Genomic DNA, 9,771 nt, shown 5'->3' with positions numbered 1-9,771 from the left:
TCAGACGGGATGAACAACCTCCTCAGATCTCACACCTAGTCAGCTGGAAGCCTCCTCTGAAGGGGTTACTCACGAGGGTACTAAGCTGATGGCTGCCCCTGATCCTAAGACTGTTGACAATGTCCTTCTTCAAATTGCGAAGTCCATAAGGGAACTTGATGCTCAAAAGCACACCTCATGGAAAGCAGTGACGGCCGAGTACCCAGAGGCCACGCTTTACGGCATCGAGTGTTCACCCACCTCGGTTGCGATCGACAAAGAGGGTGACTTTAGTGTCCGCGCACGCCTCGTAATTCACGTTCCCTTTGTACGCTCAGACGGGACCAAGTCCTACGGCTCGAGAACTGTACCGGCCTTTGTCAAGGGCACGCGTAATGATGACGGACAGATCGCGATTAAAGAGCTTCGACTTAGTGTAAATCACCCAGGTTGATCTAAACGTTCAATGAAGATGTCGGTGACGGGCTATGCGCCACCTTGTCCTGGCAGTATCGTCTACGTGTGAGGTGAGGTGACCAATGGCAAAAGCGGGAGCTTTCACGACAACGGCAAGAAAAAAGAACATTCGGCGAATAAGGGTACGAAAGGCGGCCTTCTTTCAGGAAACTGACGTGGATACGTCCGGAGCCCTGGCCCCGGAGGATCAGGCTCGTGCGAAGATAGCACAATGTGTCCAACACTTCGACATTGAAAGCCATCCGGTCTGGAGTGAAGTTATAGGGCATCACCCTGGTGCCAGCCTTTTCGTAACCGAAGCCTCACCCGAATCCGTTGAGATCCTTTCTAGCGGCGAGTTTACCACGCGCGCACATCTCCTGGTCGATGTCCCTGTCAAGTATCCTGACGGATTTGAAACGGAAGGATCCGTCACCATTCCAGCATTTGTCACCGGCCGTTTGGAATATAACGGTGACGTCGTGTTCAAGGAGTTCAAACTGAGCGTCAACCATTTAGCTTGACGCCACCATGGCTTGCTCCCTCAAGCTTCGAAGAGCCAGAGCTGCCGGCCAAAGTGCAAACGTTGCCTCATCCCGCTTATCTCCTTTCGGGACATGTTACGAACCAGTGGTTGGACGGCCCCGAGAGGATTCGGACATGCAGCGGATCAAACGTTTCACGGCGTTCGAGAGTACATGCCGCAGCGATTGCGAGCCTCTGGTCAGCGAGTTCCTCGACGTCAGCACGGCCACCGTCCACGAGTTCACCAACGACCTAGGCCGTCAGCGGTACGCCCGCTACATCCACGCAGTCGGCTGACTCTAGTAGCATTGCACAAGAGCGCCGGGGAGCAGCCCGACGCTCTCGCAAAGGACTCATGCCAGGGATCGCCATGGGACGGCGCGGCCGGTCACGGCAGGGGAGGAAGCCCCTCGAAAGGATTGATGATCTTCACCCCGAACGGCTGGAAATGCTTCACGTTGGCCGTCAGGACCGTGTAGCCATGAACCCATGCCGTTGCCGCAACGGCCGCATCGGCAAAGCCGGGGGAGTGCCCCCTACCCTTGGCCTTGTCGAGCACCTTCCCCGTCATCTCCGCAATGGCAATGTCGAGGGGAATGATACGGTCCCCGTACCAGTGTTTGACGGCAGCCCACCACTGAACAAGGCTGCCTGCCTTCGTGGAGGCACCGTCACGGAAAAGCTTGCTGATCCCCGCCTCGATCTCGGCAGCAGTGATTACGGACATGTAGAGATGCGGCGAGGCTGCATCCATCCAAGTTTCGATGTCGGCGCGGGGGACCTTTGTCGGTGCCCTCGCGCTGATGATGTTGGTGTCGACGAGATACAAGGCTCAGAACTCCACCGTGCGATGGGACTCCGGCTCGCGGTTCCGCTCCGGGATGTCCCCGGTCTCGATCGGGGCAGCCATGAGCAGACGCCCGAATGTCGGGATGGACGACAGGCGCTCGTAATCCTCCCACGACAGGAGAACAGCCACCTTCTTGTTGTGCCTGGTGATCGCCTGGGGGCGATGCGTCTCGATTGCGCGATCCACGACCGCGCTCAAGGTTGCCTTGGCATCCTTGAGTTGGATTTCCTCGATGATGTCCATGCTGGACTCCTCCAATATGACTACAGTAGTCATATATTGGGAGGCCTATGCGTGTCAACAATTTTCGGCCTGCTCCGGCCGTTCCGGATCGGCTTCCGGCTGCCAGTTGTCCACAAGCTCCCACAGCCGGGCGGCGACGTCGGCAGGCGGCTCCAGCCGCTTGAAACGCTCCTCGATTGCCGAGGAAACGGCGCTCTCGATCTCGTCCATGATTGCCCCAAAGAGAAAGCGGGGCCGAATGGCCCCGCTCTCATTAGGTCCTGACCCAGGCGATAGTTCCCGGTCAGATGCCTCGCGCCCGCACCCTGTCGGGTGTGAGGTTCTTCTTGATGCCGTCGAGCTCGTTTCCGCCTCCCCCGAGCTTGCCGGGGAGCTTGGGGAGCCTGCCGGCATTCGAGATGCCGAGGGCAACAGCGCCGGCCAGTGCAGCGGCTGCGCCTTGCTGCTCGTCGTATCCCGAGCCCTGCTTCTCGCCGAGCCACGCATCGGCGCGGTCCGGAATAGTGACGATCAGGCCGAACCCGCGGAGGTAGATCTGATAGTCGATGTAGGACTTCATCACGAGCTCCGGGGTGAGTCCGATGACATCGGGCATGTGTCCCCGTTCGCCCCGGCGAAAGCCAGTCCCCAAGTTTCGTTGAAGAAGATCAGGAACGGCACGATGACGCTGTAACGAGTGATTGGGCAAAACCCCGAAAGACCCTCCGCAGCGACCGTGACACTTTGGTAAGCGAGTTCCTCGACGTCAGCACAGCCTCTGACCACGAGTTCAACAACGAGATCGACCGTCAGCGCTACGCCCGCTACGTCCATGCGGTCGGCTGCCTCCAATACGGCAACAAGTTTCTCGCTGACCTGGAAGCGGCTTATGCGAGTGGGGTCGTTCAGCGCCCGGCATTCCCGGTAGGGGAGGCAGCCTAAGATGGTGGCATTTCCCCAGCCTAACACCTCGACCGGCAGCTATGAGACCTGGAAGGCGGAGGCGATCTCCTACGCATGGCGCTCATACTGCCTTCCGGAGGATTGCATCGAGGACGGCATGTACCGTCCCCTGTACAATGCCGGCGCCACCCCGCAGGCAGCGGTCGATGACCATTGCGAGGATTGCGGCATCAACAAGCTCGGCCCTTGGAATACAATCTGACCGCATCCCAACCCGCTTCTCCAAAGGGGCGGGTTTTCTTGTGCTCGCACTCGCAAACCCCATCGCCCTGATCCCGGCTCATCTCAATTCTCGATAGGGATTGTGAAGAGATGATCAAAAAATCCCCGAAAGGAAGCAAGGCGATGGACACCCTCGAGCAATTCACGGCCCTGTCCGGCATTCGCATCCAGGTTCTGGCCCAGGCTATCGCCTGCAGGACAGCCTTCGCCCGCGACCTCCACGAGCGCCTCGCCCAACAGCTCGCCTGTATCTGCAAGAAGCTTCGGCTGGAAATCGCCGTAGCTGCCCGCTTCGGGGGCGAGGACGAAGGCGCCTTCGGGTGGGAAGGCCCCGACGAGATCCACCTGATCGACAGCCTCTACGTCGATCACGGCACCCGCGAGTTCCAGATCAACGGCGAGAACTGGTACTCCCTGGATGGAGACGGCGAGCCGCTCGCTTCACCCGCCACGGCCGAGCAGACAGAAGGGCTCGATCGCTTCATCGAGGAGCTCGCCCAGTACGGCATCCTCGTCACCGCCAACTACGTGTTCATCCCCGGGGAAGAGGAGATCGCCGCTTAAGGCCCGCGCCTCCCATCGCGACGATTTCAGGGTTTCGGAGAAAAACGCATGACCGCCGCATCGCTCAACAAGCCGACCCCGCTCATCTGGACCGACAGGATGTCGACAGGCATGAGCCATCACACCTACTTCGGCGGCCGGACGCCAGGTGAGCAGATCGTTTACGTCCTGCGCAGCGATCTCATCCACGACGATGGGATGGAGGAACGCTGGGAGGTCTGCTGGAACACCGGCTGCTATCCGCGCCGGGTCCCAGAGGACCGCTACCACGCCACGCTCTGGGCAGCGGTTGAAGCCGCCGAGGCCGAAGTCGCCAAAGTCATCGCCCAGCCGGAACAACCCTGTCGGGCTTGCGGTCCCCATTGCCCCGTCTGGCAGGACAGCAGTTTCGCTATCGCAGCATAGGAGAAAGGGCCACGAGAATGTCGCTTACAGTTAGACGTTCGGCCAAGCCGCTTCGTTGGAGAGGCCTGCTGCTCCGACAGTCCAGCAATCTCGCGCTGAGTCGGTGGTGGGCAGCGAGTTTCTACCGCCGGAAACTCGGCTGAGCCGTAATCAAAGGCCCCATGGAGGGGCCTTTTTCATGCTCGCGTCCCCAAACCCCGGCTACAGCTGATCGAGCGCGTCCCACAGCTTGATGTTCAATGCTGTCAGCTCCTCGTCGATGCGACGGTCCTCATCGATAACCTCAGGCGGCCAAAGCATCGGATTGATCCCGTGCCTGGTCCGAATCTTCGCCTGTCTGGCCTCATACTCCTGCTGGCTATGACGCATAGCCTCGATTTCCGGCGTGAGAGGCTTCGTTTCGGGCTCCTCAAGATCAGTTCGCCGTTCCAGGACCCGGTACCCATCGCGCGTGAGCACGTCGATATAAAGGTTTCGCGGATACTCCTCGCCCTCTTCCCAGGCGTCCGGGTCGAAGTCAGCCCATTCATGGCCCCCGTCGGCGCCACCAGAGATCGTCACTGCCGCCGGGATATGGACCGACGCAGGTTTCGCCCTTTCCGGGGAGGACGCCCGGGGTGCTGGCACAGGCTTTGCAGCCACATCTGCGATCGCCTGATCTTCACTTAAAGTTTCGCCTTGCAAAGCCGCCGCGCTAGAGGGGCCAGACACTATGCCCGTGCTAAGGCTCTTCCTCGCTCGCAAAGACAAGAGAACTCGCGCTTCCTCTGCGTCGATGCCCGGGTTCTCAGCCTGGATTGCCTCGATCTCCTGCTCCGTAAAGGAGTCGTCGACCACAAAGCTATGCACCGGACGGAAGGTGCGCTTGCGCCTCACCTCCTCACGATGCTGCTCCAAAAGCGCTTTCTGCTCCTCAAGGAACAGGCGCTCAGCCTCAACCTTTGCCAGTTCGGCCGCACGGAACTTGGCGGCCCGCTCCTCCGCCTCCGCAAGCTTCTTCGACAGATGCTTCATGCGAATTTGCACACGGCGCTCAAGCACGCCCGGGCGCTCTGCGCCCCAGCGATACTTCTTGCCGTCCTTACGCGCCTTGCCGTTTGAAACCGTCGCGGCCGCCGCTGCGCCCATGATCAAGCCTCTTCTCATAACCGTATGGCGAGGTGCGAATTAAGACTCACACCTCCGAATTAAACCGGAAGCTATCACCCTTACGGCCAAGATTCAACGAAGTGAAAGGTGGAAGGGGTGCATGGGCCTGACACTTAACTGTCAGATCCCTGGTCGCCAGCACATGACACCCTGCCATCGCTGGGGAAGGTCACGTGGCCCGCAAAACCTTACTGCCTAAGGAAAGGTACGCGATGCCGTTGACCTGACATGCCTAAGTAAAAGCGATGTCAGGTTCACAATTGACACCACCTTACCCAACGTTCTGGCATGTCAGGTTTCCACAGCATTCGACCTGACACGGGAATTCGGGCCAGGGGCAGGTCTCCGACACCACCTGCCGCTCGCCAGAAGATCCCGGCCAACCGCGGAGGCCAGGTCGCGGGGCAACCCAGACGGCGCTCCCACCCCCCGGCCATCCCGATCGCCTGCTCCAGCATGGGCCGCACCGAATTCGGACGGGCAGATCCAGAAGGCTGGTCACCTGCCACTCCAGTACGCCGGACAGGTAAGGTTTGACACTCGCCTCACCTGACGCTCGACCTCGGCTCAATGTTAGGTCTGAGGAGCACGCAATCTTACATATGGAGGTAAGGTCGGCCCCGCCCTGCGCCTGACGCTCTGACCTTTGCGCCTTGTAGATCAAGGAATCCGGATGGAGCCTGGGAGGGCCACTCAGGTAGGCGCATGGGCCACGAGGCATGCCCCACGTCCTTCCCAGGCTGCCAGCCGCACGCAGCCTGGCACCTCATGCCGTGCCGGATCTGACACAGCCCACGTCAGGTCGCAGCCACAAAGGACCTGACAGTGATGGGCATCCTGCAGCCGCCGCCCTCCCCTCTCGAGACAGACCGAGCTCCGGCCGCGTGGTCCGACAGCCGCCCCGATCCCGCAACGGGAGGTCAGGTTTCCGGAGCAACAGACCTTCCCTCAAAAGGTCAGGTCGGAAACGTCCATGACCTTACCGGCCTCCGGCCGACAGGACAGGTCGATCCTCGTCGCCACAACTCCCAGATCTCCCCAGCGCACCAGCGGGACTCGCAAGCTCACCCGCCGAACTCCATGCGTGCGAAGTAAAACCCCCTTTGCGGAGCGTTCATAGAACGCCATGGGCCTTAAACTTGGCCTGATTACATGTCCTGTGCTTCACGCTCATCGTATCGCATAACAGCGCGCTTGCTCACGCGATTCTTATGAAGCGTATTCATGTCATTTTGTACTGCCGGAATACGTTGAAACGGCAGAGAGAGACGCGCTGCTCATGTGTGCGCGTCCCCAAAACCGCCAGGAGCGGCCTGGAGGCCGAGCGAGGCAGGACAGGCTCAAAGGCCCTCGATCGGCCCGGGAGGGGCCACAGGCCCCGTTTGACGTCCCGTATGACCCTACCCCGCCGACGGACATAGCCTGCGGCTGTCGGAACACCTCTGAGGTTCACAGACCCCGTACAGGAGGGGTCCAGAGGGAGGTTTAGGGGCAGGATAATTTTTAGGGCCCAATAACGCAGTTTTGGCGCACCTGTCGGTTCGCCGAAAACTGCTACGTAAAACATTGGGCTCTGCGAGGCTGCCCCGGCGCGCTTTGGCCCATGCCAAATCGCACGATCCAGGCGGATCGTGGCCGGGTAGGAGCGAGGCTTCCGGTTGCTGAAGGCAACCCCGCCTCGCAATCCGGACGCTCAAACCGCGTCCATCGTTTTTACTATCTTAATACTTGCCGTCGCAGAACGCTCCGGCTGCGGGCGGACGACATGCGTCCGCAAGCTCTATCGGCCTCTGCCGCTCTCAGGAGCGGCTCGGCCCGGCTGACAGGCAGCCTCCGGATTCCGGTGGTCGCGCCAGGCGAATACGCCGGCGACGTCTTTGACGTAAGGCGTGGGGCCATTCGGCCCCTGTCGTCTCGATCGTACGGGTCTGTGTCGCTCGGTGCCGCAGATTCCTGACCAGCGGGCCCGGGCTTGCAGCGTGGGAGCAGATGAAAGGACGGCGCGCTGTCCTCCTCGGGCGTGCAGAGGAGGCTCCGGGCTCCCTTCGGCCCAGATCAGTCCCGGGCCGTATCTTTGCGGAATCGCAATATCACAGCCCTCACCCGCCGCGGACAAAGAAAAGGCCGCCCCTCGAAGGCGGCCTCTCCGATCATCCCATTCGGCTGGCCCCGACTACACAACGAAGAAGTCGCTGGCGGTGAGCTTGAGCCCCTTTGAGAGCGAAGCGATCTCGACGGCTTTGGCCTTCCCCGATCCATCGGCATCGTAGAAGAGCATACCCTTCTTCGTGTCGTAGATCAGGTAGTCGTTCTTGTCCTTGGCCTTGTCGCCCATGGTGAAGAACTTCTTGTTCAGCTTGGCCGGCTTCATCTCCGAGCCCTTCTTGCCGAACTTGGTGAACACCTTGTTCTCGAGCCAGATCGAGTCTGCCGCCCGATCGAAGTCGAGAACCTTGTCCCGGTTCTTGGTGCGGCTTGGCTTGAGGTCGAACACGAAGGTGTCCTTGCCCTCACCGCCCGCGAGGATGTCATTGCCAGCGCCACCCCAGAGGGTGTCGTTGTCGTCATCGCCCTTGAGGGTATCGTTTCCGCTTTCACCCTTCAACAAATCGCGGCCAAGGCCTCCGTACATCTTGTCGTTCCCGGAGCCGCCCCAGATCCGGTCATTACCCCAGCCGCCGTCAAGCACGTCATTCCCGCCGCGGCCGGAAAGGCTATCGGCAAGCGAGGTGCCGTACATCCGCTCGACCCCGTTCGACCCGATGCTGTTCAAACCGGCCGCCTGCACGGTCACGGCCTTCCATGCACCCGATCCCAGGTTGCCGGAAGCGTCCGTATAGGAGCCTCCGACAACCAGCAGGCTCCCGATCCCGGCTGCGGTCGGCGTAAATGTCGCCCGGTAATGCGTCGCATCCACCTGGACAAGGCTCGACAAGGTCCCGTTCGCCGCGACGACATCCTGCAGCGTGAAGCCCTGCACCGCCTCGCTGAAGCTGAAGGTGACCGTGACCGGCACTCCCATGGCAGCAGTAGCTGGGCTGGTGATGCTGACGGTCGGAGCAATGTAATCGATGACCGGCGCCGTGTACGATGATCCACCCCCTACATCTTGGGACAGGTCCTCATAAGATCCGGCAGCGACCGCAATGGTCGTCTCCCCTGCCGCAGCAGGCGTGAAGGTTGCTGCGTAGGTCACAACATCCAGCTGGACCAGGTTGGCGAGGGCCCCGTTTGTCGCCGTTACATCCTCGAGCGAGAAGTTCGCCACCGGCTCACTGAACCGGAACGTGACTGTGGCAGGCACTCCCGCAACCAGCGGCCCTGCAGCCGCAACCGAGACCGTGGGAGCCGGCTCCGGCAGGAAGATGATCGTCTTGCCCCTGATCTCCAGCCTGCCGAGGGGCACCGCCGACAGATTCATCGTCACGGATGTCCCGGTCCCGCCCGTCCCATCGGGGTCGATCGTGAGGGTACTGCCGGCCAACGAGGCCGCCATTTGCCCTTCCACGCCATCAGTCACGGTGATCACGTCGCCGATCGAGAAATCCGTGATCGTATCGCCGCTGAAATCGAAGCTCGTTCCGATAAAGAGATCCTGACCGCCGCCACCGGTCAGGCGGTCTATGCCTGCTCCGCCATTGATCGTGTCATTCGCGGACGTGCAGATCAGGATGTCATCGCCACCACCGCCGTTGAGGCTGGTGGCGCCGGCCGTCACCGTTATATTGTCGATCCCGACTCCGCCGATGATCGTTTCGGCGTTCTGGAACGTCACCGTTGTGCCCCGGTTGCCAAGGGTGATCTGATCGTTTCCCGCTCCGGCATCGAGGCTCTCAATGGAAACAGTAAGCAGCACATCATCGCCGTGGCCCAGCGTGATATTATCGATCCCTGTTCCGCCGAGGAGGGATTCGACACCGCCTGTAACTGTGAGGCTCCCGCCAGCGTTGCCCAAGGCAACGAAATCGCCTCCGGCACTGCCGGTCAGCGTCTCGATCCGCGTGATCGTATAGTTTCTGATGGAGGTGTCGGACGGATCGTCGAGCAGCACAAGAGCATCCTGACCGCCGCCGCCATCGATGATGAGGGAGATTGACGATCCACTCTCGACTGGCTTGACCCTCAGAACGTCGCCCGTCGAGGAGCCGACAACGGTCACGCCATACGAACTGTATGGGATTACTGCCGGGTCGATGGACAGCACGGGCTGATCCGCCCCTGTGATCGCAACTACAGCGCCGCCTTCAGTGATGGTCACCAGCCCTGAGGGCCCATAGTTCACGACGACTTGACTCGAGGGCGTCCCGCTCAGAAGGAGGACGCCGTCAGAAATGGATGCGGTCACGGGCATGGGAGCCTCTCAGAAAAGCCGGGGTGCCGGATAGGTGCCTTACACGACGAAGAAGTCGCTTGCGGTGAGCTTGGTCTTGTTCGAC

The 9,771-nt window shown here is 60.7% G+C and carries 12 protein-coding genes; 6 read left to right on the top strand and 6 right to left on the bottom strand.

The window, feature by feature from the left end; translation table 11 throughout:
• Window positions 1–518 precede the first annotated feature (518 nt).
• Complete coding sequence (locus tag LG661_RS23650; RefSeq protein ID WP_230534445.1) at window positions 519–959, top strand: hypothetical protein; 441 nt, start codon at window positions 519–521, stop codon at window positions 957–959.
• A 136-nt stretch (window positions 960–1,095) separates the two neighbouring features.
• Window positions 1,096–1,257: a hypothetical protein gene (locus LG661_RS23645; protein ID WP_230534444.1), complete on the top strand. Its 162-nt coding sequence runs from the start codon at window positions 1,096–1,098 to the stop codon at window positions 1,255–1,257.
• 91 nt (window positions 1,258–1,348) lie between these two features.
• Here LG661_RS23645 and LG661_RS23640 read toward each other — a convergent pair whose 3' ends face one another.
• The 4 genes from LG661_RS23640 to LG661_RS23625 all read right to left on the bottom strand — a co-directional run bounded on the left by LG661_RS23640 (window position 1,349) and on the right by LG661_RS23625 (window position 2,648).
• Window positions 1,349–1,789: a PIN domain-containing protein gene (locus LG661_RS23640; protein ID WP_230534443.1), complete on the bottom strand. Its 441-nt coding sequence runs from the start codon at window positions 1,787–1,789 to the stop codon at window positions 1,349–1,351.
• Between the two features lie 3 nt (window positions 1,790–1,792).
• Window positions 1,793–2,044: a type II toxin-antitoxin system Phd/YefM family antitoxin gene (locus LG661_RS23635; protein WP_230534446.1), complete on the bottom strand. Its 252-nt coding sequence runs from the start codon at window positions 2,042–2,044 to the stop codon at window positions 1,793–1,795.
• Between the two features lie 63 nt (window positions 2,045–2,107).
• A complete protein-coding gene (locus tag LG661_RS23630; RefSeq protein WP_230534442.1) occupies window positions 2,108–2,263 on the bottom strand; it encodes a hypothetical protein in 156 nt (51 codons plus the stop codon).
• Window positions 2,264–2,336: 73 nt separating this feature from the next.
• The gene (locus LG661_RS23625; protein WP_230534441.1) at window positions 2,337–2,648 is read right to left on the bottom strand and encodes a hypothetical protein; all 312 of its coding nucleotides are present in this window, start codon (window positions 2,646–2,648) and stop codon (window positions 2,337–2,339) included.
• Window positions 2,649–2,776: 128 nt separating this feature from the next.
• On the opposite strand from LG661_RS23625, the gene LG661_RS23620 reads away from it, so the two are divergent.
• From LG661_RS23620 to LG661_RS23605, 4 genes are all read left to right on the top strand, one after another.
• On the top strand, window positions 2,777–2,974 hold the full coding sequence (locus LG661_RS23620; RefSeq protein WP_230534440.1) for a hypothetical protein: 198 nt from the start codon (window positions 2,777–2,779) through the stop codon (window positions 2,972–2,974).
• Window position 2,975: 1 nt separating this feature from the next.
• A complete protein-coding gene (locus LG661_RS23615) occupies window positions 2,976–3,197 on the top strand; it encodes a hypothetical protein (protein WP_230534439.1) in 222 nt (73 codons plus the stop codon).
• A gap of 143 nt (window positions 3,198–3,340) precedes the next feature.
• Window positions 3,341–3,781 carry a hypothetical protein gene (locus LG661_RS23610; RefSeq protein ID WP_230534438.1) on the top strand — a complete coding sequence of 147 codons (441 nt, stop codon included), beginning with the start codon at window positions 3,341–3,343 and terminating at the stop codon, window positions 3,779–3,781.
• A 48-nt stretch (window positions 3,782–3,829) separates the two neighbouring features.
• Window positions 3,830–4,186, top strand: coding sequence for a hypothetical protein (locus tag LG661_RS23605; RefSeq protein WP_230534437.1), 357 nt, complete (start codon window positions 3,830–3,832; stop codon window positions 4,184–4,186).
• Between the two features lie 201 nt (window positions 4,187–4,387).
• Here LG661_RS23605 and LG661_RS23600 read toward each other — a convergent pair whose 3' ends face one another.
• Both LG661_RS23600 and LG661_RS23595 read right to left on the bottom strand, forming a co-directional pair.
• A complete protein-coding gene (locus LG661_RS23600; protein WP_230534436.1) occupies window positions 4,388–5,314 on the bottom strand; it encodes a hypothetical protein in 927 nt (308 codons plus the stop codon).
• Between the two features lie 2,194 nt (window positions 5,315–7,508).
• Window positions 7,509–9,686, bottom strand: a complete 2,178-nt coding sequence (locus LG661_RS23595) for an Ig-like domain-containing protein (RefSeq protein ID WP_230534435.1) — start codon at window positions 9,684–9,686, stop codon at window positions 7,509–7,511.
• Between the last annotated feature and the right edge of the window lie 85 nt (window positions 9,687–9,771).

This window comes from Microvirga roseola (assembly GCF_020866965.1).
Taxonomy (GTDB): Bacteria; Pseudomonadota; Alphaproteobacteria; order Rhizobiales; family Beijerinckiaceae; genus Microvirga; species Microvirga roseola.
Note: the sequence above shows the minus strand (reverse complement) of the source record. Positions and strands in the feature narration are given on the sequence as shown.

Coding starts and splice junctions, on each gene's coding strand:
- LG661_RS23650 (WP_230534445.1), top strand. CDS start 519: ATGGCAAAAGCGGGAGCTTTCACGACAACGGCAAGAAAAAAGAACATT.
- LG661_RS23645 (WP_230534444.1), top strand. CDS start 1,096: ATGCAGCGGATCAAACGTTTCACGGCGTTCGAGAGTACATGCCGCAGC.
- LG661_RS23630 (WP_230534442.1), bottom strand. CDS start 2,263: ATGGACGAGATCGAGAGCGCCGTTTCCTCGGCAATCGAGGAGCGTTTC.
- LG661_RS23625 (WP_230534441.1), bottom strand. CDS start 2,648: ATGCCCGATGTCATCGGACTCACCCCGGAGCTCGTGATGAAGTCCTAC.
- LG661_RS23615 (WP_230534439.1), top strand. CDS start 2,976: ATGGTGGCATTTCCCCAGCCTAACACCTCGACCGGCAGCTATGAGACC.
- LG661_RS23610 (WP_230534438.1), top strand. CDS start 3,341: ATGGACACCCTCGAGCAATTCACGGCCCTGTCCGGCATTCGCATCCAG.
- LG661_RS23605 (WP_230534437.1), top strand. CDS start 3,830: ATGACCGCCGCATCGCTCAACAAGCCGACCCCGCTCATCTGGACCGAC.
- LG661_RS23600 (WP_230534436.1), bottom strand. CDS start 5,314: ATGGGCGCAGCGGCGGCCGCGACGGTTTCAAACGGCAAGGCGCGTAAG.
- LG661_RS23595 (WP_230534435.1), bottom strand. CDS start 9,686: ATGCCCGTGACCGCATCCATTTCTGACGGCGTCCTCCTTCTGAGCGGG.